Source organism: Streptomyces sp. RLA131 (assembly GCF_056270125.1).
This window is the reverse complement of record NZ_JBWDOQ010000002.1, coordinates 4,944,668-4,967,380: the sequence shown is the minus strand read 5'-3', so window position 1 is coordinate 4,967,380 and position 22,713 is coordinate 4,944,668. Positions and strand designations below refer to the sequence as shown.

32 protein-coding genes are annotated in these 22,713 nt (G+C 68.7%); 3 read left to right on the top strand and 29 right to left on the bottom strand.

The window, feature by feature from the left end; all coding sequences use genetic code 11:
* Positions 1-3: 3 nt before the first annotated feature.
* On the bottom strand, positions 4-1,851 hold the full coding sequence (glmS, locus tag RWE79_RS23625) for a glutamine--fructose-6-phosphate transaminase (isomerizing) (protein WP_475942047.1): 1,848 nt from the start codon (positions 1,849-1,851) through the stop codon (positions 4-6).
* Between the two features lie 28 nt (positions 1,852-1,879).
* Entirely contained in the window at positions 1,880-2,095 is a 216-nt protein-coding gene (locus tag RWE79_RS23620) for a hypothetical protein (RefSeq protein ID WP_475942046.1), read from the bottom strand.
* 261 nt (positions 2,096-2,356) lie between these two features.
* On the opposite strand from RWE79_RS23620, the gene coaA reads away from it, so the two are divergent.
* On the top strand, positions 2,357-3,322 hold the full coding sequence (coaA, locus tag RWE79_RS23615) for a type I pantothenate kinase (protein WP_475946050.1): 966 nt from the start codon (positions 2,357-2,359) through the stop codon (positions 3,320-3,322).
* A gap of 90 nt (positions 3,323-3,412) precedes the next feature.
* Positions 3,413-4,357 carry a DUF389 domain-containing protein gene (locus RWE79_RS23610; protein WP_475942045.1) on the top strand — a complete coding sequence of 315 codons (945 nt, stop codon included), beginning with the start codon at positions 3,413-3,415 and terminating at the stop codon, positions 4,355-4,357.
* A 36-nt stretch (positions 4,358-4,393) separates the two neighbouring features.
* Here RWE79_RS23610 and glmM read toward each other — a convergent pair whose 3' ends face one another.
* The 4 genes from glmM to RWE79_RS23590 all read right to left on the bottom strand — a co-directional run bounded on the left by glmM (position 4,394) and on the right by RWE79_RS23590 (position 8,765).
* Positions 4,394-5,752: a phosphoglucosamine mutase gene (gene glmM, locus RWE79_RS23605; protein ID WP_475942044.1), complete on the bottom strand. Its 1,359-nt coding sequence runs from the start codon at positions 5,750-5,752 to the stop codon at positions 4,394-4,396.
* A gap of 157 nt (positions 5,753-5,909) precedes the next feature.
* Positions 5,910-6,425: a 30S ribosomal protein S9 gene (gene rpsI, locus RWE79_RS23600; RefSeq protein ID WP_475942043.1), complete on the bottom strand. Its 516-nt coding sequence runs from the start codon at positions 6,423-6,425 to the stop codon at positions 5,910-5,912.
* A gap of 41 nt (positions 6,426-6,466) precedes the next feature.
* Positions 6,467-6,919 (bottom strand): 50S ribosomal protein L13, encoded by a 453-nt coding sequence (gene rplM, locus RWE79_RS23595; protein ID WP_127358129.1) that lies wholly within the window; start codon positions 6,917-6,919, stop codon positions 6,467-6,469.
* A gap of 226 nt (positions 6,920-7,145) precedes the next feature.
* Positions 7,146-8,765, bottom strand: coding sequence for an ABC-F family ATP-binding cassette domain-containing protein (locus RWE79_RS23590; RefSeq protein WP_475942042.1), 1,620 nt, complete (start codon positions 8,763-8,765; stop codon positions 7,146-7,148).
* Between the two features lie 76 nt (positions 8,766-8,841).
* On the opposite strand from RWE79_RS23590, the gene RWE79_RS23585 reads away from it, so the two are divergent.
* The gene (locus RWE79_RS23585; RefSeq protein ID WP_475942041.1) at positions 8,842-9,906 is read left to right on the top strand and encodes a hypothetical protein; all 1,065 of its coding nucleotides are present in this window, start codon (positions 8,842-8,844) and stop codon (positions 9,904-9,906) included.
* Here RWE79_RS23585 and truA read toward each other — a convergent pair.
* From truA to rplP, 23 genes are all read right to left on the bottom strand, one after another.
* Positions 9,877-10,746 carry a tRNA pseudouridine(38-40) synthase TruA gene (gene truA / locus RWE79_RS23580; RefSeq protein ID WP_475942040.1) on the bottom strand — a complete coding sequence of 290 codons (870 nt, stop codon included), beginning with the start codon at positions 10,744-10,746 and terminating at the stop codon, positions 9,877-9,879. The genes RWE79_RS23585 and truA overlap by 30 nt on opposite strands.
* 75 nt (positions 10,747-10,821) lie before the next feature.
* On the bottom strand, positions 10,822-11,316 hold the full coding sequence (rplQ, locus tag RWE79_RS23575; RefSeq protein WP_475942039.1) for a 50S ribosomal protein L17: 495 nt from the start codon (positions 11,314-11,316) through the stop codon (positions 10,822-10,824).
* Between the two features lie 100 nt (positions 11,317-11,416).
* Positions 11,417-12,439, bottom strand: coding sequence for a DNA-directed RNA polymerase subunit alpha (locus RWE79_RS23570; protein WP_127356370.1), 1,023 nt, complete (start codon positions 12,437-12,439; stop codon positions 11,417-11,419).
* 115 nt (positions 12,440-12,554) lie between these two features.
* The gene (gene rpsK, locus RWE79_RS23565; protein WP_003956432.1) at positions 12,555-12,959 is read right to left on the bottom strand and encodes a 30S ribosomal protein S11; all 405 of its coding nucleotides are present in this window, start codon (positions 12,957-12,959) and stop codon (positions 12,555-12,557) included.
* 66 nt (positions 12,960-13,025) lie between these two features.
* Positions 13,026-13,406, bottom strand: a complete 381-nt coding sequence (gene rpsM, locus RWE79_RS23560) for a 30S ribosomal protein S13 (protein ID WP_127356371.1) — start codon at positions 13,404-13,406, stop codon at positions 13,026-13,028.
* 175 nt (positions 13,407-13,581) lie between these two features.
* Positions 13,582-13,695, bottom strand: a complete 114-nt coding sequence (gene rpmJ / locus RWE79_RS23555; RefSeq protein ID WP_003956441.1) for a 50S ribosomal protein L36 — start codon at positions 13,693-13,695, stop codon at positions 13,582-13,584.
* A 38-nt stretch (positions 13,696-13,733) separates the two neighbouring features.
* Entirely contained in the window at positions 13,734-13,955 is a 222-nt protein-coding gene (infA, locus tag RWE79_RS23550) for a translation initiation factor IF-1 (protein ID WP_003956442.1), read from the bottom strand.
* A 307-nt stretch (positions 13,956-14,262) separates the two neighbouring features.
* Positions 14,263-15,099, bottom strand: coding sequence for a type I methionyl aminopeptidase (gene map / locus RWE79_RS23545; protein ID WP_475942038.1), 837 nt, complete (start codon positions 15,097-15,099; stop codon positions 14,263-14,265).
* A gap of 102 nt (positions 15,100-15,201) precedes the next feature.
* Positions 15,202-15,855 (bottom strand): adenylate kinase, encoded by a 654-nt coding sequence (locus tag RWE79_RS23540; RefSeq protein WP_475942037.1) that lies wholly within the window; start codon positions 15,853-15,855, stop codon positions 15,202-15,204.
* Positions 15,855-17,168 carry a preprotein translocase subunit SecY gene (secY, locus tag RWE79_RS23535; protein ID WP_475942036.1) on the bottom strand — a complete coding sequence of 438 codons (1,314 nt, stop codon included), beginning with the start codon at positions 17,166-17,168 and terminating at the stop codon, positions 15,855-15,857. The genes RWE79_RS23540 and secY overlap by 1 nt, the downstream gene beginning before the upstream one ends.
* A 221-nt stretch (positions 17,169-17,389) precedes the next feature.
* The gene (gene rplO / locus RWE79_RS23530) at positions 17,390-17,845 is read right to left on the bottom strand and encodes a 50S ribosomal protein L15 (RefSeq protein ID WP_475942035.1); all 456 of its coding nucleotides are present in this window, start codon (positions 17,843-17,845) and stop codon (positions 17,390-17,392) included.
* Position 17,846: 1 nt separating this feature from the next.
* Positions 17,847-18,029, bottom strand: a complete 183-nt coding sequence (rpmD, locus tag RWE79_RS23525; protein WP_037912396.1) for a 50S ribosomal protein L30 — start codon at positions 18,027-18,029, stop codon at positions 17,847-17,849.
* Complete coding sequence (gene rpsE, locus RWE79_RS23520) at positions 18,029-18,634, bottom strand: 30S ribosomal protein S5 (RefSeq protein WP_127356376.1); 606 nt, start codon at positions 18,632-18,634, stop codon at positions 18,029-18,031. The genes rpmD and rpsE overlap by 1 nt, the downstream gene beginning before the upstream one ends.
* Positions 18,635-18,677: 43 nt before the next feature.
* Positions 18,678-19,061, bottom strand: a complete 384-nt coding sequence (rplR, locus tag RWE79_RS23515) for a 50S ribosomal protein L18 (protein ID WP_475942034.1) — start codon at positions 19,059-19,061, stop codon at positions 18,678-18,680.
* Between the two features lie 3 nt (positions 19,062-19,064).
* The gene (rplF, locus tag RWE79_RS23510; RefSeq protein WP_475942033.1) at positions 19,065-19,604 is read right to left on the bottom strand and encodes a 50S ribosomal protein L6; all 540 of its coding nucleotides are present in this window, start codon (positions 19,602-19,604) and stop codon (positions 19,065-19,067) included.
* 22 nt (positions 19,605-19,626) lie between these two features.
* Complete coding sequence (rpsH, locus tag RWE79_RS23505) at positions 19,627-20,025, bottom strand: 30S ribosomal protein S8 (RefSeq protein WP_475942032.1); 399 nt, start codon at positions 20,023-20,025, stop codon at positions 19,627-19,629.
* Between the two features lie 212 nt (positions 20,026-20,237).
* The gene (locus tag RWE79_RS23500) at positions 20,238-20,423 is read right to left on the bottom strand and encodes a type Z 30S ribosomal protein S14 (RefSeq protein WP_030890724.1); all 186 of its coding nucleotides are present in this window, start codon (positions 20,421-20,423) and stop codon (positions 20,238-20,240) included.
* A 3-nt stretch (positions 20,424-20,426) separates the two neighbouring features.
* The gene (gene rplE / locus RWE79_RS23495) at positions 20,427-20,984 is read right to left on the bottom strand and encodes a 50S ribosomal protein L5 (RefSeq protein WP_475942031.1); all 558 of its coding nucleotides are present in this window, start codon (positions 20,982-20,984) and stop codon (positions 20,427-20,429) included.
* Positions 20,984-21,307, bottom strand: a complete 324-nt coding sequence (gene rplX, locus RWE79_RS23490; RefSeq protein ID WP_475942030.1) for a 50S ribosomal protein L24 — start codon at positions 21,305-21,307, stop codon at positions 20,984-20,986. Before rplX ends, rplE begins: the two co-directional genes overlap by 1 nt.
* Positions 21,308-21,310: 3 nt before the next feature.
* Positions 21,311-21,679: a 50S ribosomal protein L14 gene (gene rplN / locus RWE79_RS23485; protein ID WP_073492414.1), complete on the bottom strand. Its 369-nt coding sequence runs from the start codon at positions 21,677-21,679 to the stop codon at positions 21,311-21,313.
* Positions 21,680-21,780: 101 nt separating this feature from the next.
* A complete protein-coding gene (rpsQ, locus tag RWE79_RS23480; protein WP_475942029.1) occupies positions 21,781-22,065 on the bottom strand; it encodes a 30S ribosomal protein S17 in 285 nt (94 codons plus the stop codon).
* Complete coding sequence (gene rpmC, locus RWE79_RS23475; RefSeq protein WP_475942028.1) at positions 22,065-22,289, bottom strand: 50S ribosomal protein L29; 225 nt, start codon at positions 22,287-22,289, stop codon at positions 22,065-22,067. The genes rpsQ and rpmC overlap by 1 nt, the downstream gene beginning before the upstream one ends.
* Entirely contained in the window at positions 22,289-22,708 is a 420-nt protein-coding gene (rplP, locus tag RWE79_RS23470; RefSeq protein WP_127356384.1) for a 50S ribosomal protein L16, read from the bottom strand. The genes rpmC and rplP overlap by 1 nt, the downstream gene beginning before the upstream one ends.
* Positions 22,709-22,713: the final 5 nt, after the last annotated feature.

Genomic DNA, 22,713 nt, shown 5'->3' with positions numbered 1-22,713 from the left:
CGTTCACTCCACGGTCACCGACTTGGCCAGGTTGCGGGGCTGGTCGACCTCATTGCCGCGGGCGGTGGCCAGCTCGCAGGCGAAGACCTGGAGCGGCACGGTGGCGACCAGCGGCTGGAGCAGCACGGGGGTGGCCGGCACCCGCACCAGGTGGTCGGCGTAGGGGACGACCGCCTCGTCGCCCTCCTCGGCGATGACGATGGTCCGGGCGCCCCGGGCCCGGATCTCCTGGATGTTGGAGACGATCTTGTCGTGCAGGACGGACCGCCCGCGCGGCGAGGGCACGACCACCACGACCGGCAGGTCCTTCTCGATCAGCGCGATCGGCCCGTGCTTGAGCTCGCCCGCGGCGAAGCCCTCGGCGTGCATGTACGCCAGCTCCTTGAGCTTGAGCGCGCCCTCCAGGGCCACCGGGTAGCCGACGTGCCGCCCCAGGAAGAGCACCGTGTTCTTGTCCTTGAGCGAACGGGCCAGCTCCCGCACCGGTTCCATGGTGGCCAGTACCTCCTCCACCTGCCGGGCGACCCCGGACAGCTCCCGCACCACCGCGACCACCTCGTCGCCCCACTTGGTGCCCCGTACCTGCCCCAGGTACAGGGCCACCAGGTAGCAGGCGACGACCTGGGTGAGGAACGCCTTCGTCGACGCGACGGCGACCTCCGGCCCGGCGTGCGTGTAGAGCACGGCGTCGGACTCCCGGGGAATGGTCGAGCCGTTGGTGTTGCAGATGGCCAGCACCCTGGAGCCCTGCTCCCTGGCGTGCCGCAGCGCCATCAGGGTGTCCATGGTCTCCCCGGACTGGCTGATGGCCACCACCAGCGTCCGGGAGTCCAGGATCGGGTCCCGGTAGCGGAACTCGCTCGCCAGCTCCACCTCGCAGGGGATCCGGGCCCAGTGCTCGATGGCGTACTTGGCGATCATCCCGGCGTGGAAGGCGGTGCCGCAGGCGACGATCACGATCTTGTCGGTCTCCCGCAGCACGCCGTCCGGGATCCGCACCTCGTCGAGGGTCAGCCGGCCGCCGGCGTCGATCCGGCCGAGCAGGGTGTCGGCGACGGCCTTGGGCTGCTCGGCGATCTCCTTGAGCATGAAGTAGTCGTAGCCGCCCTTCTCGGCCGCCGAGACGTCCCAGCTGACGTGGTACGGGCGTACGTCGGCGGGCTTGCCGTCGAAGTCGGTCACCGTGACGCGGTCGCGGCGCAGTTCGACGACCTGGTCCTGGCCCAGCTCGACGGCCTCGCGGGTGTGGGCGATGAAGGCGGCGACATCCGAGGCCAGGAAGTTCTCGCCCTCCCCGATGCCCACCACCAGGGGGGAGTTGCGGCGGGCGCCGACCACCACATCGGGCTCGTCGGCGTGCACCGCGACGAGCGTGAACGCGCCGTCGAGCCGCCGGCAGACCAGCCGCATCGCCTCCGCCAGGTCACCGCAGGAGGAGAAGTTCTCGGCGAGCAGGTGGGCGACGACCTCGGTGTCGGTCTCGGACTCCAGGGTGTGGCCCCGTTCGGCCAGTTCCGCCCGCAGCGCGGCGAAGTTCTCGATGATGCCGTTGTGGACGACGGCGACCCGACCGGCGTTGTCCAGGTGCGGATGGGCGTTGGCGTCCGTGGGGCCGCCGTGGGTGGCCCAGCGGGTGTGGCCGATACCGGCGGTACCGGCCGGCAAGGGCCGTTCCTCCAGGACCTTCTCCAGGTTGACGAGCTTGCCGGCCTTCTTGGCCGCGGCCAGGCCGCCGTCGGCGAGCACCGCGACGCCCGCCGAGTCGTAGCCCCGGTACTCCAGGCGTCTGAGACCGGAGATGACCACGTCGAGGGCGGACCCGCCACCCGCATATCCCACGATTCCGCACATGGGGAACAGCGTATGCGCAGGCCCCCGCTCAGTAGCCGCGCTCGATGCGGTCGATCGCCTCCCGCACCAGGCCGAGGTACTCGACCTCCTCGCAGCGCGGTTTGCTGCCCGGCTCGTACATCGCCAGGCAGTCGTCGAGTTCCTCGGTCAGGTCCTCCTCGGGCAGGGTGTCGTTGAGTTCGTCCCTGACCCGCTCCTCGAACTCAGGGCTGTGGTGGGCGTGTCGGGACTTGCGGCCGAACATGCCTGCCCCCTCACGGCGAACCCGCCCGCGACTGCGGCTGCGGCTGTGCGGAGCCTATGAGCCGTACGCCGGAAGGTACAGACCTGGGACGCCCCTGTTCGGACGGACCGGGGCGCCCCAGGGGCGCGTGGCCGGATCCGCGCGCGGCGGGCACCGGCCCGGCCGGCACCGGAGCGGCACCCGAACGGCACCGGAGCGGCCCTGAGGCGACCCCGAGGTGAACCGCGTTCACAGCGGCGCAACAATGGGCCCGTGCCGCAGATGACGACCGCCACCCAGCCGACCCCCTTCGTGGACCTCACCCGCGCCGAGTGGAGCGCGCTGCGCGACCGCACCCCGAACCCCCTCAACGCCGACGAGGTCGAGCGCCTCCGCGGCCTCGGCGACGTGGTCGACCTGGACGAGGTCCGCGACATCTACCTGCCGCTGTCCCGGCTCCTCAACCTCTACGTCGGGGCCACCAGCGGTCTGCGGGGCGCCCTGAACACCTTCCTCGGCGACGCCGGGGGCGGCCACGGCGCCCAGTCCGGCACCCCCTTCGTCATAGGGGTGGCCGGCTCGGTGGCCGTCGGCAAGTCCACCGTCGCCCGCATCCTGCAGGCGGTCCTGGCCCGCTGGCCCGAGCACCCGCGCGTCGAGCTGGTCACCACCGACGGCTTCCTGCTCCCCAAGGCCGAGCTCCAGGCCCGCGACCTGATGTCCCGCAAGGGCTTCCCCGAGTCCTACGACCGCCGGGCCCTCACCCGGTTCGTCGCCGACGTCAAGGCCGGCAAGGCCGAGGTGAGTGCCCCCGTCTACTCCCACCTGATCTACGACATCGTCCCCGGCGAACGCCTCGTGGTCCGCCGCCCCGACATCCTCATCGTCGAGGGGCTCAACGTCCTCCAGCCCGCCCTGCCCGGCAAGGACGGCCGCACCCGGGTCGGCCTCGCCGACTTCTTCGACTTCAGCGTCTACGTCGACGCGCGGACCGAGGACATCGAGCAGTGGTACCTCGCCCGTTTCCGGAAGCTGCGCGAGACCGCCTTCCAGAACCCGCGCTCGTACTTCCACAAGTACACCGAGGTGTCGGAGGAGGAGGCGATGGAGTACGGCCGCCACACCTGGCGGGCCATCAACGAGCCCAACCTCCGTGAGAACGTCCTGCCGACCCGTGGCCGCGCCTCACTCGTGCTCCGCAAGGGTCCCGGCCACAAGGTCCAGCGCCTCTCGCTGCGCAAGCTCTGATCCCGACGCCACCGGCTCCGCCCCGCGCATGGTCCCGGGCCACGTCGCCGGGCGCGGCCTGAGACCAGCGCCCCCCGTAAGCTGCGCGGCATGCTGCACCTGCGGATGATCGTCCCTCCCGACCGCACCGACGACGTCCTCGCCCTCGTCGAGCGGACCGTGGGCACGGCGCACGTCGCCGTACTGCCAGGCGTGGCCCGCAACCCGAGCGGGGACATCGTGCTGTGCGACGTCGCACGCGAGGCGGCGGACGGCCTGCTGCGGAATCTGCGCGAACTCGGGATCGTGGACAACGGGTCGATCGCCGCCGACGACATCGGCCTGTCCCTGTCCCGGCGTGCCGACCAGGCGGAGAAGGAAGCCCCCGGCGAGGGCGTGGACGCCGTCCTGTGGGAGTCGCTCACCGAGGCGACCCAGGAGGAGTCGGCACTGACGGTCACCTACCTGGCGTTCCTGTCGGTCGCGACGATGCTGGCAGCCTGCGGCGTGATGCTGGACAGCTCGATCCTGATCGTGGGCGCGATGGTGGTGGGCCCGGAGTTCGGGCCGCTGGCGGGGGTGTGCACGGGACTGGTGCAGCGTCACCCGCGCCTGGTGTGGCGGTCGTCGGTGGCACTGCTGGTCGGCTTTCCGCTGGCCATGGTGCTGACCGGCGGCTTCAACTTCCTGATGGACCTTCTGGGGGTGTTCAGCCAGTCGGACTTCACCCGGCCGCACCCCTCCACCCAGTTCATCTGGCAGCCCGACGCCAGCTCCTTCGTGGTGGCGTTCCTGGCCGGGATCGCCGGAATCCTCTCCCTGACCTCGTCCAAGTCCGGTGCCCTGGTGGGCGTCGCCATCTCGGTGACCACCGTCCCGGCCGCGGCGAACGCCGCACTCGCCCTGTCGTACGGGGACTTCACCGAGGTCCGGGGCTCCTCGCTCCAGCTCCTGGTCAACCTCGTCGGCATCGTCGTCGCCGGCACACTCACGCTGCTCGCCCAGAAGTGGTTCTGGGCGAGGCAGCGCGCGCGGCTGAAACCGGAAGCGGCCTGAGGGCCTGAGGGCCTGAGGGCCTGAGGGCCTGAGGGCCTAGCCCAGCGCCGACTTCACGACGTCGGCGAGCCGGGCGGCGACCGACCGGGCGTGGTCGATGTCGGCGGCCTCGACCATGACGCGTACCAGCGGCTCGGTGCCGGAGGGGCGCAGCAGCACGCGGCCGGTGGTGCCCAGCTCGCGTTCGGCGTCGGCGACGGCGGCGGTGAGCTCGGGCGAGCCGGCGACCCGGGTCCTGTCCACGTCGCGCACATTGACCAGGACCTGCGGCAGTCGCCGCATCACGCCGGTCAGGTCGGCCAGTGTCCGGCCGGTGGCGGCCACCCGTGCCGCGAGCAGCAGCCCGGTCAGGGTGCCGTCGCCGGTGGTGGCGTGGTCGAGGATGATGACGTGGCCGGACTGCTCGCCGCCGAGGGCGTAGCCGCCGGCCTTCATCTCCTCCAGGACGTAGCGGTCGCCGACGCCGGTCTGGATCAGCTCGATGCCCTCGCGTTCCATGGCCAGCTTGAAGCCGAGGTTGGACATCACGGTGCCGACCACGGTGTCCTTGCGCAGCTCGCCGGCTTCGCGCATGGCCAGGGCCAGTACGGCGAGGATCTGGTCGCCGTCGACCTCCGCGCCCTGGTGGTCCACGGCCAGGCAGCGGTCGGCGTCACCGTCGTGGGCGATGCCCAGGTCGGCGCCGTGCTCGACGACGGCGGCCCTGAGCAGGTCCAGGTGGGTGGAGCCGCAGCCGTCGTTGATGTTGAGCCCGTCCGGCTCGGTGCCGATCGTGATGACGTCGGCGCCGGCCCGCTTGAAGACCTCCGGGGAGACCCGCGCCGCCGCGCCGTGCGCCTCGTCCAGGACGACCCTGAGTCCGTCGAGGCGGTTCGGCAGCACGCCGAGCAGATGGGCCGCGTAGGTCTCGAAGCCCTCTTCGTACGTGCGCACGCGGCCCACGCCGCCACCGGTGGGCCGGTCCCAGGGCGCGCCGGTGCGGTGCTCGTCGTAGACGGCCTCGATCCGGTCCTCCAGCTCGTCGGCGAGCTTGTGGCCGCCCCGGGCGAAGAACTTGATCCCGTTGTCGGGCATCGCGTTGTGGCTCGCGGAGAGCATGACGCCGAGGTCGGCGCCCAGCGCGCCGGTGAGATGCGCCACCGCCGGGGTGGGCAGCACACCGACCCGCAGGACGTCCACGCCCGCGCTGGCCAGCCCGGCCACGAGTGCGGCCTCCAGGAACTCTCCGGACGCCCGCGGATCACGGCCCACCACGGCCACCGGCCGATGGCCCTCGAAGGTGCCCGCCTCGGCGAGCACATGCGCGGCCGCGACCGCCAGTCCGAGCGCCAGCTCGGCCGTCAGATCGGCGTTCGCGACGCCGCGCACACCGTCCGTACCGAAGAGTCGTCCCACAGTGTCTCCTCCGAGCTTTGCCGTGTCGGACCTGGTGAGGAGCGGCCCCTCCCCAGATCCCCGGATATACGTCCGCGTGCCGTCCCCCGGAATACGTACGCCCCGGAGGCGCACAAAGTGCCTCCGGGGCGTACGGCGCGAAAAAGCGAGCGCGTGATTAGCGCTTGCTGTACTGCGGCGCCTTGCGGGCCTTCTTGAGACCGGCCTTCTTCCGCTCGACCGTGCGGTCGTCGCGGGTGAGGAAGCCGGCCTTCTTCAGCGCGGCGCGGTTGTTGTCCGCGTCGGCCTCGTTCAGGGCGCGGGCGACACCGAGACGCAGGGCACCGGCCTGGCCGGAGATGCCGCCGCCGCTGATGCGGGCGACGACGTCGTAACGGCCGTCGAGCTCAAGGATCTTGAACGGCTCGTTGACTTCCTGCTGGTGCACCTTGTTGGGGAAGTAGCCCTCAAGGGTGCGTCCGTTGACCTTCCACTTGCCGGAGCCCGGGATGATCCGGACGCGGGCAACGGACTCCTTGCGACGGCCGGTGCCGGCCGCCGGCTGCGGGTCGCCGAAACGGCCCGCGAGAGACTCGGAGGTGTACTCCTCCGGAATCTCGATGTTCTCGACGATCTCAACGGCCTCAGCGGTCTCGACGTCTTCGACGACGGCCTCGGGGGTGGTCTCAGCCACGATTCTCCTCAGATTGCTTTCTGTGATGTTGGTGGCTGGGACTAGCCCTGCGCGACCTGAGTGATCTCGAACGGAACCGGCTGCTGCGCGGCGTGGGGGTGCTCGGAGCCCGAGTACACCTTCAGCTTCGAGAGCATCTGACGGCCCAGGGTGTTCTTGGGGATCATGCCCTTGATGGCCTTCTCGACGGCCTTCTCCGGGTTCTTGTCCAGGAGCTCGTCGTAGCGGACGGACCGCAGGCCACCCGGGAAGCCCGAGTGACGGTAGGCGAGCTTCTGGGTCCGCTTGTTGCCGGACAGGTGCACCTTGTCGGCGTTGATGATGATGACGAAGTCACCCGTGTCGACGTGGGGCGCGTAATAAGGCTTGTGCTTGCCCCGGAGGAGGTTCGCTGCCTGCGTGGCCAGACGGCCCAGGACAACGTCCTGCGCGTCGATGACGTGCCACTGGCGCTGGACATCGCCGGGCTTGGGGCTGAACGTACGCGCGGTCATAGCCTTCGCTTCTTCAGTGAGTGAGTCCTGACAAGGCCACCCGGACGATCACGACAGTCTTGTCGCCTGCGGCGACGCATACCGCGGGGCGAACACTGGTCATCGGCCCGGTGGACCGGCGTAACGGCCTCTCACGTGAGAACGAGCAAGCCAATACGCATAACGAAATAGCAGAATAGCCGCCGCACCCGGGGCCGGTCAAAACGCGGGCCGCGCAGGGCCCCGGTCACCGCTCCCGGACCACCCGCGACTCGTCCCATACCGGCTCCGTCGCCTCCCGGACCGTACCGTCCGAGCCGAAGACCAGATACCGGTCGAAGGAGCGCGCGAACCACCGGTCGTGGGTCACCGCGACCACTGTCCCGTCGTACGCCTCCAGGCCCTCCTGAAGGGCCTCCGCGGACTCCAGGTCAAGGTTGTCCGTGGGCTCGTCCAGCAGCAGCGCGGTGGTCCCCTGGAGCTCCAGCAGCAGGATCTGGAACCGGGCCTGCTGGCCGCCGGAGAGCTGGTCGAAGCGCTGGTCGCCCTGGCGCTCCAGCTCGTAGCGGCGCAGCGCGCCCATCGCCTTGCCGCGGTCCCGGGCGTGCTCGGTCCACAGGATGTCGACCAGGGTCCGCCCGAGCAGCTCCGGATGGGCGTGGGTCTGGGCGAAGTGCCCGGGCACGACCCGCGCGCCCAGCTTCCAGGCACCGGTGTGCCGCACGTCCTCCCCGGCCAGCAGCCGCAGGAAGTGCGACTTGCCCGAGCCGTTCGACCCCAGCACCGCGACCCGCTCGCCGTAGTAGATCTCCAGGTCGAACGGCTTCATCAGGCCGGTCAGCTCCAGCCGCTCGCAGGTGATGGCCCGCACCCCGGTCCGGCCGCCGGCCAGCCGCATGGAGATGTTCTGCTCCCGCGGCGGCTCCTGCGGCGGCCCGGCGTCCTCGAACCTGCGCAGCCGCGTCTGGGCCGCGTGGTAGCGCGAGGCCAGCTCATGGCTGATGGACGCGGCCTGCTTGAGGCCGAGCACCAGCTTCTTCAGCTTGGCGTGCTCCTCGTCCCAGCGGCGCCGCAGCTCCTCGAAGCGCGCGAACCGCTCCTTGCGCGCGTTGTGGTACGTACCGAAGCCGCCGCCGTGCACCCACACGTCACTGCCGGCCGGGCCCGGCTCCACGCTGATGATCTTCTCCGCCGAGCGGTCCAGCAGCTCCCGGTCGTGCGAGACGAAGAGCACGGTCTTCTTGGTCTGCCGCAGCTGCTCCTCCAGCCACCGCTTGCCGGGGACGTCCAGATAGTTGTCCGGCTCGTCCAGCAGCAGCACCTCGTCGTTGCCGCGCAGCAGCGACTCCAGCACCAGCCGCTTCTGCTCACCGCCGGAGAGCGTCTTCACCTCGCGCCACTGCGCCCGCTCGTACGGCACGCCCAGCGCGGCCATCGTGCACATGTCCCAGACCGTCTCGGCCTCGTAGCCGTGCGCCTCCGCCCAGTCGCTGAGGGCGTGGGCGTACGCCATCTGCGCGGGCTCGTCGTCCTGCGCCATGATCGCCAGCTCGGCCGCGTCCACCGCTGCGGCCGCGGCCCGGATCCGCGGCGGGGCCACCGACACCAGCAGGTCACGTACCGTACGGTCGTCCCGCACCGAGCCCACGAACTGCGGCATCACACCGAGGCCACCACTGACCGTGACCGAACCGCCGTGCGCCTTGAGATCCCCCGCGATGAGCCTCAGCAGCGTCGTCTTGCCCGCGCCGTTGGCCCCGACCAGGGCGACCGCGGCGCCCTCTCCCACCCGGAACGAGACGTCGCCGAGCAGCACCCGTCCGTCCGGCAGGTAGTACTCCAGGTGTGCCGCCTCAACATGTCCCATGGCCTGGATTCTCGTCGGGCCGGCCCGCACCGCCAAACGGGTTTTGGTACCGGGCCCGGCCGATAGAATCCGCGCCATGACTGAAGGGCCACAGCAGCCGCACAACCCCCAGCAGGACCAGTCGGGTTGGCAGGGATGGCAGACCCCCCAGACCCCACAGCACCCGCAGGGGCCGCAGGGGCCGCCCGCCGCGCCCGGCGCGCCCGGCCCGCTCCGCGGCAACATCGTCGGCGATCCGCGGCAGCCCCAGCCCGGGGCGTGGAACGCGCCCGCCGACTGGGCCGCGCCACTCCCCGGCCAGGGCACCCGCGGCCCCTCCGCCCCCGTGCCGCCCCCGGTGGCCGAGCCCGACTGGTCCGCGCTGGCCGAGGAGTCCGCGGCCCGCGCCCGGCGCCGCAGGCTGATGATGGCCGGCGGCGGCGTCCTGGCGGTCGCCGCGATAGCCGGCATCGTCGCGACCGCCGTCGTGACCTCGGGCCACAAGGACCCGGAGGCCTCCCCCACCACCTCCACCACGCCCACCGAGGCCCTGCCCCCGCAGCCGTCCTTCCCGTCCGTCAGCCCCGCCCCGACGTACAACTCCCTGGACTTCATCTCCAGCGCCAAGAAGGACACCGCCCCGCTCGGCGTCAACACGCTCTTCCCCGGCACGTCGCTGTCCATGGCCCAGGGCGCGCGCAAGTACACCAAGACCGCCTCGGCCGCGACCGCTTCCTGCTCCACCGCCACCTCGGCCGCCCTCGCGGCGCTGCTGAAGCAGAACGGCTGCCGCCAGTTCTTCCGCGTGACCTATGTGCGCGGCACCGTGGCCGTCACCGTCGGTGTCGCCGTCTTCGACAACGCCTCCGCCGCCGACCGGACCAAGACCAAGGTGCGGCCGGCCCAGCAGTACATCCTGCCGCTGGCGGGCGGCGGGCAGGGCACGTTCTGCCACGCCACCGCGTGCCGCATGACCGCCAACGCCAAGGGCCGCTACGCCTACTTCACCATCGCCGGGCTGAGGAACAACCAGGCGCTCACCGCCTCGGACACCCTGGCCCGGCAGGCCGGCACCGACGGCGGCGCCTACGCCTTCTCCCGTATCGTCCAGCGCGGCCGGGACGCGGTCGCCTCAGCGATCGCCAGCCCCGCCGCATCCTGACGCCGGCAGCGTGCGCAGATTGCGGGCCTCCCGGTTGCGGGCGGCCAGCAGCTCGTCGGCCGGGTAGCCGACCTCCTCCAGGGTGAGGCCGTGCGGCCGCACCACGTTGACGGCGGAGTGCCGCACGCGCCCGGCCAGCACCTCGCCGGGGAAGCCCACGGCGCGGTGGCCGTCGCCGACCAGGATCATCGCGCCGACCAGGGCCCGCACCATGTTGTGGCAGAAGGCGTCGGCCCGTACGGTCGCGACGGCCAGCCCGGTCGCCGGGTCCCGCTCCCAGTAGAGCTCCAGCAGGGTGCGGATGGTCGTCGCGCCCTCACGCTTCTTGCAGTAGGCGGCGAAGTCGTGCTCGCCCAGCAGCAGCTTCGCGGCCTCGTTCATCACGGCGACGTCCACCGGCCGGTCGTGCCACAGCACATGCCCCCGCAGCAGCGGGTCGACCCCGCCCTGGTGGTCGCCCACCCGGTACGCGTAACGCCGCCAGATCGCCGAGAAGCGCGCGTTGAAGCCGTACGGGGCCTCGCCGACCCGCCACACCCGTACGTCCCAGGGCAGCCGCCCCGCCAGCCGCCGCAGCAGCTTGCCGCCCTCCGCCGCCCACACCTGCTCCGGGAGGTCGACATGGGCGACCTGGCCCCGGGCGTGGACCCCGGCGTCGGTGCGGCCGGCCACCGTCAGGTCGACCGGTCCGGGCAGCCGCAGCACCGTGGAGATCGCGGACTCCAGCTCCCCCTGGACGGTCCGCCGGGTCCGCTGCTTGGCCCAGCCGGAGAACTCGGCCCCGTCGTAGGCCAGGTCCAGCCGCACCCGTACGAAGCCGGGCTCTACCTCATCGCTCACGCCGGTGATCCTCTCAGCAGACGGAAAAGGGCCCGCACCGCCCCGGAGGGCGATGCGGGCCCGGACAACCCTGGATCAGGCGTCCTTGGACTCCTCGGCGGGGGCCTCGTCCTCGACGACCTCGTCGGTCGTCTCGGCCTTGGCCTCCTCGGACTCCTTCACCGCGCGCTTGGTGGCGGCCTCGGCCTCACCGGTCGCCTCCTGGGCGACGGTCAGGGCCTCCACCAGCTCGATGACCGCCATCGGGGCGTTGTCGCCACGACGGTTGCCGATCTTGGTGATGCGGGTGTAGCCACCGGGGCGGTTCTCGTACCGCGGGGCGATCTCGGTGAAGAGCGTGTGGACGATGCCCTTGTCCGTGATCGACTGCAGCACCAGGCGACGGTTGTGGATGTCGCCCTTCTTCGCCTTGGTGATCAGGCGCTCCGCGACCGGGCGCAGCCGGCGCGCCTTGGCCTCGGTGGTGGTGATACGGCCGTGCTCGAAGAGCGACTTCGCGAGGTTCGCGAGAAGCAGCTTCTCGTGCGCGGCGCTGCCGCCCAGACGGGCACCCTTGGCGGGCTGAGGCATGGTGTTTCTCCTAGTGATCTGCGCCGGCCGTACCAGGTACCGGCGTCAGGGCCCCGCAGGCGATTACCCGCGGGCAGAAATCAGGTAAGGCGGGTGAGCCTCAGTACTGCTCGGTCTCCACGAAGCCCGCGTCCGCGTCGTCGTCGGCGCCGAAGGCGTCGGCGGCGGCGGTCGGGTCGAATCCGGGCGGGCTGTCCTTGAGGGCCAGGCCCATGCCGGCCAGCTTCGCCTTGACCTCGTCGATCGACTTCGCACCGAAGTTGCGGATGTCGAGCAGGTCCGCCTCGCTGCGGGCCACGAGCTCGCCCACGGAGTGGATGCCCTCGCGCTTGAGGCAGTTGTACGACCGGACGGTGAGTTCGAGCTCCTCGATCGGGAGCGCGAGGTCCGCCGCCAGAGCGGCGTCCGTCGGGGACGGGCCCATGTCGATGCCCTCGGCGTCGACGTTGAGCTCGCGGGCCAGGCCGAAGAGCTCGACCAGGGTCTTGCCGGCCGAGGCCATCGCGTCACGCGGGCGCATGGCCTGCTTGGTCTCGACGTCGACGATCAGCTTGTCGAAGTCGGTGCGCTGCTCGACACGGGTCGCCTCGACCTTGTACGTGACCTTGAGCACGGGCGAGTAGATGGAGTCGACCGGGATACGGCCGATCTCCTGGCCCTGCTGCTTGTTCTGCACCGCGGAGACATAGCCGCGACCGCGCTCGACGGTCAGCTCCATCTCCAGCTTGCCCTTGGCGTTCAGGGTGGCCAGAACCAGGTCGGGGTTGTGCACCTCGACACCGGCCGGGGGCGCGATGTCGGCGGCGGTGACCACACCCGGGCCCTGCTTGCGCAGGTACATCACGACCGGCTCGTCGTGCTCCGAGGAGACGACCAGCTGCTTGATGTTGAGGATGAGGTCGGTCACGTCCTCCTTGACGCCCGGCACGGTGGTGAACTCGTGCAGGACACCGTCGACCCGGATGCTGGTGACAGCGGCGCCGGGGATCGAGGAGAGGAGCGTACGGCGGAGGGAGTTGCCGAGGGTGTAGCCGAAGCCCGGCTCCAGCGGCTCGATCACGAACCGGGAGCGGAATTCGTCGACGACCTCTTCGGTCAACGAGGGGCGCTGAGCGATCAGCATGTTGTGTCAGACCTTCCAGTCTTCGGCACCCACTATTTGATGCCGTAAGTACAGACTACGGGCGGTACGGCGCTTACACGTCGTACCGCCCGTAAACGCATCGCGACCCGGAGGGTCAGACGCGGCGGCGCTTCGGCGGACGGCAGCCGTTGTGCGGGGTGGGAGTGACGTCCTGGATCGAACCGACCTCCAGGCCGGTGGCCTGGAGCGAGCGGATCGCGGTCTCACGGCCGGAGCCGGGACCCTTGACGAACACGTCCACCTTGCGCATGCCGTGCTCCTGCGCGCGACGGGCGGCCGACTCGGCGGCCATCTGCGCGGCGAACGGAGTGGACTTGCGCGAGCCCTTGAAGCCGACGTGGCCGGCGGAGGCCCAGGAGATCACGTTGCCGGACGGGTCCGTGATCGAGACGATGGTGTTGTTGAACGTGCTCTTGATGTGGGCGTGCCCATGAGCGACGTTCTTCTTTTCCTTGCGGCGCACCTTCTTGGCAGCGCCCTGGCGACCCTTGGGGGGCATGAATTGACTCCAGAGGGGAGGTGGTCGGTCCTACAGCGAAGACCGCTGAGCGTGGTCCGCTGAGGACTACTTCTTGCCCGGCTTCTTCTTACCGGCGATGGCGCGACGCGGGCCCTTGCGGGTGCGGGCGTTGGTGTGGGTGCGCTGACCGTGGACCGGCAGGCCGCGGCGGTGACGCAGACCCTGGTAGCAGCCGATCTCGACCTTGCGGCGGATGTCCGCCTGGACCTCGCGGCGGAGGTCACCCTCGGTCTTGTAGTTGGCGTCCACGTACTCGCGGATCTTGACGAGGTCTTCCTCGGCAAGGTCGCGGACACGGGTGTCCGGGTTCACACCGGTGTTCTTCAGGGTCTCCTGGGCACGGGTGCGACCGATGCCGAAGACGTAGGTGAGGGCGATCTCCACGCGCTTTTCGCGCGGGATGTCAACGCCCGAGATGCGTGCCACTGACTGGCTCCTGGGTAGCGTCGGAGGTCTTCCGCAGCACCGTTCCCGGGCGATACCGTCCGGGTCCCCGGCCTCCGCCGGGGGTGTCATCCCCTTCGCGCCGGGGATGGGTGTCTGCGTATCTGCATGGTGTGCGTCGCGCGAAGAACTGCGGGTCGTGCAGGGGGGTCGTGCGTCAGCCCTGGCGCTGCTTGTGGCGCAGGTTGTCGCAGATGACCATGACCCGACCGTGGCGGCGGATCACCTTGCACTTGTCGCAGATCTTCTTGACGCTCGGCTTGACCTTCATGGGATTCAGGTTCTCCGGGTCGTGAGATCTACTCGTTGCTACTTGTAGCGGTAGACGATCCGTCCGCGCGTCAGGTCGTAGGGAGACAGCTCCACGACGACCCGGTCATCCGGGAGGATACGGATGTAGTGCATCCGCATCTTGCCGCTGATGTGCGCGAGGACCTTGTGACCGTTCTGGAGTTCCACCTTGAACATTGCGTTCGGGAGAGACTCGATAACGGTGCCCTCGATCTCGATGGCGCCTTGCTTCTTGGCCATGTCCTGCTTTCGGGATCGACTACCTTGATCGGCTCACACAAACACGCAGGCATGCGAGAGCCGACGTGTCAGTCTACGTCAGCCCATCCCGAAAGACGAATCCGTGCCCAACACCATGCCCCACCGTCAAGATCATTAAGCCGGAACCAGGAACGGGGCTCGCTCCGGCCGGCGACACGGACTCACGCCGGCGGATCGGGCGCCGCCGTCACACCGGCCCCTCCCCCGTGCCACCCTCGCGCATTCGGCGCCGGAGCGCCTCACAGGCTTCGCGCGACTGCGCCGGCCTCCGGCCGGCGACACGGACTCACGCCAGCGGATCGGGCGCCGCCGTCACGCCGTACTCGGCGAGCTTGGCCTTGCCGCCGTCCACCGCGGTCAGCACCAGGGGGCCCTCTTCCGTCAGGGCGATGGAGTGCTCCCAGTGCGAGGACCAGGTGCCGTCGTTGGTCTTGACGGTCCACTCGTCCTCAAGCACGTGGGTGAGCGGGGTGCCCAGGCTCACCATGGGCTCGATGGCCAGGCAGAGCCCGGGGACCAGCCGGATGCCGCGGCCGCGCTTGCGGTTGACGTAGTTCAGCAGGTGGGGGTCCATGTGCATGGCGGTGCCGATGCCGTGGCCGCCGTACTCCTCGATGATCCCGTACTTGCCGCCGCCGGGCTTGGGCTGGCGGCGGATGTAGGTCTCGATGGCCCGGGAGATGTCGACCAGGCGGTCGCCCTTGCGGAACGCGGCGATGCCGGCCCACATGGACTCCTCCGTGACGCGGCTGAGCTCGACCAGCTCGGGGGCGTGTCCGCTGCCGACGAACGCGGTGTACGCCGCGTCGCCGTGCCAGCCCTCGATGACCGCGCCGCAGTCGATGGAGATGATGTCGCCGTCCTTGAGCACCGTGGCGGTGTCGGGGATGCCGTGGACGACGACCTCGTTGACCGAGGTGCAGATGGTCGCGGGGAAGCCGCCGTACCCGAGGAAGTTGGACTTGGCGCCGTGGTCGGCGAGCACCTTGCGGGCGACGTCGTCCAGGTCCTTGGTGGTCGCCCCGGGGACCGCCGCCTCGCGGGTCGCCTCGTGGATGGCCGCGACGACAAGCCCCGCCGCCCGCATCTTCGCGATCTGCTCGGGGTTCTTGATCTCGACCATCGGCTTACGCCCTCCTGTAACCGGCCACGGGCCCTGCGTTCAACGGTACGGCCGCGGTGCCCCCTGGGCACCGCGGCCGTCTGAATGTCCGTACTGGCTTGCTCAGTCGCGCTCGCGCAGCGCTTCCATCGAGCGCTGCGTGACCTCGCCGACCGGGCCGAGCGCGGAGATCGTGATCACCAGATCCTGCGCCCGGTAGTAGTCGATGATCGGCTCGGTCTCGCGGTGGTAGACCTCAAGACGCCGCCGCACCGTCTCCTCGGTGTCGTCCTCGCGCTGGTACAGCTCGCCGCCGCACTCGTCGCAGACACCCTCGGCCTTGGGCTGCTTGTACTCGATGTGGAAGGTGTGGCTGCTGTCGTTACGGCACGTGCGGCGGCCGGCGATGCGCCGGACCACCTCCTCCTCCGGGACCTCCAGGTCGAGGACCGCGTCCAGCGCGATGCCCTCCTCCTTGAGGATCCGGTCCAGTGCCTCGGCCTGGTTGAGGTTGCGCGGGAACCCGTCGAGCAGGAAGCCGTGAGCGGCGTCCGGCTGCTCCCAACGGTCCTTCGCCATCCCGATGGTGACCTCGTCCGGAACCAGGTCGCCGGCCTTCATATAGGCCTCCGCCTGCTTGCCGAGCGGCGTGCCCTGGCTGATGTTGGCGCGGAAGAGGTCGCCCGTCGAGATGTGCGGGATCGACAGGTTCCTGGCAAGGTACGCGGCCTGCGTACCCTTGCCCGCCCCAGGAGGGCCGACGAGGACGATGCGCATCAGCGGAGGAACCCTTCGTAATTACGCTGCTGAAGCTGGCTCTCGATCTGCTTCACGGTCTCCAGACCCACACCCACGATGATCAGGATGCTCGTCCCGCCGAACGGGAAGTTCTGGTTCGCGTGGAACAGCACCAGCGCCACGGTGGGCACCAGGGCGATCAGACCCAGATACATCGCACCCGGCCACGTGATCCGGTTGAGCACGTAGCTGAGGTACTCAGCGGTGGGCCGACCAGCCCGGATGCCCGGGATGAACCCACCATACTTCTTCATGTTGTCGGCCACTTCCTCGGGGTTGAAGGAGATGGCGACGTAGAAGAACGCGAAGAAAACGATCAGCAGGAAGTACGTGGTGATGTAGATCGGGTGGTCGCCCCTGACCAGGTTGGCCTGGACCCACAGCGCCCACGGCGCGGTCGAGCCGCTGAACGACACGACGAGCGAGGGGATGTAGAGCAGCGACGAGGCGAAGATGACCGGAATCACACCGGCCTGGTTCACCTTCAAGGGGATGTAAGTGGACGTACCGCCGTAGGACCGGCGGCCGATCATGCGCTTCGCGTACTGGACCGGGATCCGGCGCTGGGCCTGCTCCACGAAGACCACGAGCCCGACCATCACCAGACCGATCCCGATGACCGAGAAGAACTCCACCCAGCCGCCGGCGATCTTGCCGGCCGTCTTGATCGCCCAGAGGGAGGTCGGGAAGCCGGCCGCGATGGAGACGAACATCAGGATCGACATGCCGTTGCCGATGCCGCGGTCGGTGATGAGCTCACCGAGCCACATGATGACGGCGGTACCGGAGGTCATGGTGACGACCATGGTGATCGTGGTGAAGATCGACGTGTCCGGGACGATCGAGAAGCGCTCGGCGCACGCGGAGAACAGGGTGCCGGAGCGGGCGGTGGCCACCAGGCCGGTGCCCTGCAGAACAGCGAGTGCGACAGTCAGATAACGTGTGTACTGCGTGATCTTCGTGGTGCCGGCCTGGCCCTCCTTCTTGAGGGCTTCCAGACGCGGGATGACCACGGTCAGCAGCTGAAGGATGATGCTCGCCGTGATGTACGGCATGATCCCGAGCGCGAAGATGGTCAGCTGGAGCAGCGCACCACCGCTGAAGAGGTTCACCAGGCCGAACAGCCCCTGGCTACCGCCGACTTCCTTGATGCACGTGTTGACCACCTGGTAGTCGACACCCGGCACCGGGATGTGTGCTCCCAGCCGGTAAATCACCATGATGCCCAGCGTGAACAGCAGTTTCTTGCGCAGGTCGGGCGTCCTGAACGCCCGGGCGAACGCGGTGAGCACGGTGCCTCCTGCGACCCCCGCGCCGCGCGCGGTAGGTAACGGTCTGTGAGTGCTACGACAATGGATCAGTACGAGTACCGAGGCCTGTGAGAGCACACAGGCTTCGCGAGACTAGCAGTGTCCGCCACCTTACCGGCGTGGAACGTCCGCTAGGAATGACCAACCGGGGATGCCCCGCACAAAGTGCGGAACATCCCCGGTCGAGGAGTCACTGTTCGAACTCAGATGAGCTCGGTGACGGTGCCGCCGGCAGCGGCGATCTTCTCCTTGGCGGAGCCGGAGACCGCGTCAACGGTCACCTGCAGCGCCACGGAGACCTCGCCGGTGCCGAGCACCTTGACGAGCTGGTTCTTGCGAACCGCACCCTTGGCGACCAGATCGGCCACCGTGACCTCTCCACCCTCGGGGTAGAGGACGGTGAGCTTGTCCAGGTTGACGACCTGGTACTCGGTGCGGAAGGGGTTCTTGAAGCCCTTGAGCTTCGGCAGGCGCATGTGGAGGGGCATCTGCCCACCCTCGAAGCGCGCGGGAACCTGGTAACGGGCCTTGGTGCCCTTGGTACCACGACCGGCCGTCTTGCCCTTGGACGCCTCACCACGACCCACACGGGTCTTGGCGGTCTTGGCGCCCGGAGCCGGACGGAGGTTGTGCGGCTTGAGCGGGTTCTCGTTACTCATGTCAGTCAACCTCCTCGACCGTGACGAGGTGGCGGACGGTGTGGACCATGCCGCGGATCTCCGGGCGGTCCTCCTTGACCACGACGTCGTTCAGCCGCTTGAGGCCGAGCGAACGCAGGGTGTCACGGTGGTTCTGCTTGCTACCGATGTAGGACTTCGTCTGCGTGACCTTGAGGCGAGCCATTACGCACCCACCCCGGCACGTGCACGCAGCAGAGCCGCGGGCGCGACGTCCTCCAGCGGCAGGCCGCGGCGGGCAGCGATCTCCTCGGGCCGCTGAAGGCCCTGGAGCGCGGCCACCGTGGCGTGCACGATGTTGATCGCGTTCGACGATCCGAGCGACTTCGACAGGATGTCGTGGACGCCGGCGCACTCCAGCACGGCACGCACCGGGCCACCGGCGATAACGCCGGTACCGGGGGACGCCGGCTTGAGCATGACGACGCCCGCAGCCTTCTCACCCTGGATCGGGTGCGGGATGGTGCCCTGGATACGGGGGACCTTGAAGAAGTGCTTCTTGGCCTCCTCAACACCCTTGGCGATGGCGGCCGGCACCTCCTTGGCCTTGCCGTAACCGACACCGACGGTGCCGTCACCATCGCCCACCACGACCAGCGCGGTGAAGCTGAAGCGACGACCACCCTTCACAACCTTGGCGACACGGTTGATCGCGACAACACGCTCGACGTAGGCGGTCTTCTCGGCCTGCTGGCCGCCGTCCCGCCGGTCCTTGCGCTCACGCCGCTCGCCGCCACCGGCACCGCTTCCGCGGCGCTGGGGTCCAGCCATTGGAATTACCTCTCCTCGTTGTTTCCGCTAGCTACGAGCGGACTCAGAACTTGAGCCCGGCTTCGCGGGCGGCGTCCGCCAGGGCGGCGATGCGCCCCGCGTACTGGTTGCCGCCACGGTCGAACACGACAGCCTCGACGCCCTTGGCCTTCGCACGCTCGGCCACGAGCTGGCCGACCTGCTTCGCCTTGGCGCTCTTGTCGCCTTCGCCGCCGCGGATGGACGAGTCGAGAGTCGACGCCGACGCGAGCGTGTGGCCCGCGATGTCGTCGATGACCTGAGCCGTGATACCGCGGTTGGAGCGGGTCACGACCAGGCGCGGGCGCTCCTCCGTACCCGAGATCCGCTTGCGGACCCGGATGTGGCGGCGCTTGAGGGCGGCGCCCTTGTACGCCTTGCCCTTGGCGATCTTCACACCGTATGCCATGGCTTACTTACCCGCCTTTCCGACCTTGCGGCGGATGACTTCGCCCTCGTACTTGACACCCTTGGCCTTGTACGGGTCGGGCTTCCGCAGCTTGCGGATGTTCGCGGCGACCTCGCCGACCTTCTGCTTGTCGATGCCCTCGACCGAGAACTTGGTGGGGTTCTCGACCTTGAAGGAGATGCCCTCAGGGGCCTCGACGAGGATCGGGTGGCTGTAGCCCAGGGCGAACTCCAGGTTGGAGCCCTTCGCCTGGACGCGGTAGCCGACACCGCTGATCTCGAGCTTCTTGCTGTACCCCGCGGTCACGCCGGTGATCATGTTCGCCACCAGCGTGCGGGACAGGCCGTGCAGGGCCTTGTTCTGACGCTCGTCGTTGGGGCGGGTCACCTGCAGGGTGCCGTCCTCGCCCTTGGCGATGTCGATCGGCGCGGCAACGGTGTGGGAGAGGGAACCCTTGGGGCCCTTCACCGAAACCGTCCGGCCATCGATGGTGACGTCCACGCCGGCGGGAACCGGGATGGGCAGCCGTCCAATACGCGACATTGCTGTTCCTCCTGTTCCCGGGTTACCAGACGTAGGCGAGGACTTCTCCGCCTACACCCTTCTTGGCAGCCTGCTGACCGGTGAGGAGGCCGTGGGACGTGGAGATGATCGCCACGCCCAGGCCGCCGAGCACCTTCGGCAGGTTGGTGGACTTTGCGTAGACCCGCAGACCGGGCTTGCTGATGCGCTTGATGCCGGCGATCGAGCGCTCGCGGTTCGGCCCGAACTTGAGGTCGATGGTGAGGTTCTTGCCGACCTCGGCGTCCTCGACCTTCCAGCCCTGGATGTAACCCTCCTGCTGGAGGATCTCCGCGATGTGCGACTTGATCTTGCTGAACGGCATGGTGACATCGTCGTGATACGCGGAGTTCGCGTTCCGCAGACGCGTCAGCATGTCTGCGATCGGGTCAGTCATGGTCATGTGATGGCCTTAGGCCTCTCTCGCCGGGGTTTCCTATCTGCGCCATCCCTCTCCCCCACTCATGCTGGGGACGGGTGCGGCGCGGGGACCTACGGCGTAGTAAGACGATTCGTGGGCGGCAGGCGCCCAACCCTTCTACCTTACGGTACGAAGGGCCGGGCCCCTGCCATCCAGATGCTTACCGAGAGCCCTGGCACAACCCCGCGGGGTTGTTACCAGGAGCTCTTGGTCACGCCCGGCAGCTCGCCGCGGTGAGCCATCTCACGAAGGCACACGCGGCACAGGCCGAACTTGCGGTAGACGGAGTGGGGTCGACCGCAGCGCTGGCAACGGTTGTAGGCACGGACCGCAAACTTGGGCTTGCGGGCGGCCTTGGCAATGAGAGCCTTCTTCGCCACGGCTCACGCCTCCTTGAACGGGAAGCCGAGGTGACGGAGAAGGGCGCGGCCCTCGTCGTCGTTGGTCGCCGTGGTGACCACGGTGATGTCCATACCCCGGACGCGGTCGATCTTGTCCTGGTCGATCTCGTGGAACATGACCTGCTCCGTGAGACCGAAGGTGTAGTTCCCACGGCCGTCGAACTGCTTCGGCGACAGACCACGGAAGTCGCGGATACGCGGAAGCGCCAGCGACAGCAGTCGGTCCAGGAACTCCCACATGCGGTCACCGCGGAGGGTGACGTGGGCACCGATCGGCTGGCCCTCACGCAGCTTGAACTGCGCGATGGACTTACGGGCCTTGGTGACGGCCGGCTTCTGACCGGTGATCGTGGCGAGGTCGCGGATGGCGCCCTCGATCAGCTTGGAGTCGCGGGCGGCGTCGCCCACACCCATGTTGACCACGATCTTGACGAGGCCCGGGGTCTGCATGACGTTCTCGTACGAGAACTCCTCACGCAGCTTGCCCGTGATCTCCTCACGGTACTTCGTCTTGAGACGCGGAATGGTGGTGGTCGTCATCAGATGTCCTCACCCGTCCGCTTGGCAACGCGGATCTTGTTGCCCTCGTCGTCGAAGCGGTAGCCGACGCGGGTCACGACCTTGTTCCCGTCCTTCTCCACGACCAGCTGGACGTTGGAGACGTGGATGGGGGCCTCGGTGGTGATGATGCCGCCGGTCTGCGAACCACGAGCCGTCTGACCGGCCTTGGTGTGCTTCTTGACCCGGTTGACACCCTCGACCAGGACGCGGTCGTCGGCGGGGTAGGCCACAATGACCTTGCCCGTCTTGCCCTTGTCCTTGCCGGTGATGACCTGTACCAGGTCGCCCTTCTTGATCTTCATCGGTTACAGCACCTCCGGCGCGAGAGAGACGATCTTCATGAACTTCTTCTCGCGCAGCTCACGGCCCACCGGGCCGAAGATACGGGTGCCGCGGGGGTCGCCGTCGTTCTTCAGAATGACGGCGGCGTTCTCGTCGAACCGGATGTACGAGCCGTCAGCGCGACGGCGCTCCTTGACGGTCCGGACGATGACCGCCTTGACGACCTCGCCCTTCTTCACGTTGCCACCGGGGATCGCGTCCTTGACGGTGGCAACGATGACGTCACCGATTCCCGCGTAGCGGCGGCCCGAGCCACCGAGAACACGGATGCAGAGGATTTCCTTCGCACCGGTGTTGTCGGCAATCCGAAGCCGCGACTCCTGCTGGATCACGTCTATCTCCTGATTGTCGCGTCGGTTCCCGGTAGGGGCGGGTCGCCCCGACCCCTACCGAGCCTGACGGAACGGTCCTGGGGGAAAGCCCCCAGGATGAATTACTTGGCCTTCTCGAGGATCTCGACGACGCGCCACCGCTTCGTGGCGGACAGCGGCCGGGTCTCCGCGAGGAGGACACGGTCGCCGACGCCCGCGGCGTTCTGCTCGTCGTGGGCCTTGAGCTTGTTGGTACGACGGATGACCTTGCCGTAGAGGGCGTGCTTCACACGGTCCTCGACGGCGACCACGACGGTCTTGTCCATCTTGTCGCTGACGACAAGGCCCTCACGGGTCTTGCGGTCACCGCGCTTCTCGGTGCTCTCAGTCACATTCTTCTCGCTCATCAGGCGCTCTCCACCGTCTCGATGCCGAGCTCACGCTCACGCATGAGGGTGTAGATCCGGGCGATGTCCTTGCGGACGATCTTCAGCCGGGTGTTGTTCTCCAGCTGGCCGGTGGCCGCCTGGAAGCGAAGGTTGAACAGCTCTTCCTTCGCCTCGCGCAGCTTGGCGAGGAGACCCTCGTCGTCCAGCTCACGCAGCTCTGCCGTCTTGGTGCCGGCCGCCATTACGACTCACCTGCCTCGCGCCGGATGATCCGGCACTTCATCGGAAGCTTGTGGGCGGCGCGGGTGAGCGCCTCCTTGGCAACCTTTTCGTTCGGGAAGGACAGCTCGAACATCACCCGGCCGGGGTGAACGTTCGCGATCCACCACTCCGGAGAACCCTTACCGGAACCCATGCGGGTTTCGGCCGGCTTCTTCGTCAGGGGACGGTCCGGGTAAATGTTGATCCAGACCTTGCCACCACGGCGGATGTGACGGGTGATGGCGATACGAGCGGACTCGATCTGCCGGTTCGTCACGTAGGCCGGGGTCACGGCCTGGATGCCGTACTCACCGAACGCGAGCTCGGTGCCGCCCTTGGCCATGCCACGGCGCTTGGGGTGGTGCTGCTTACGGTGCTTGACCCTACGGGGGATCAGCATGACGG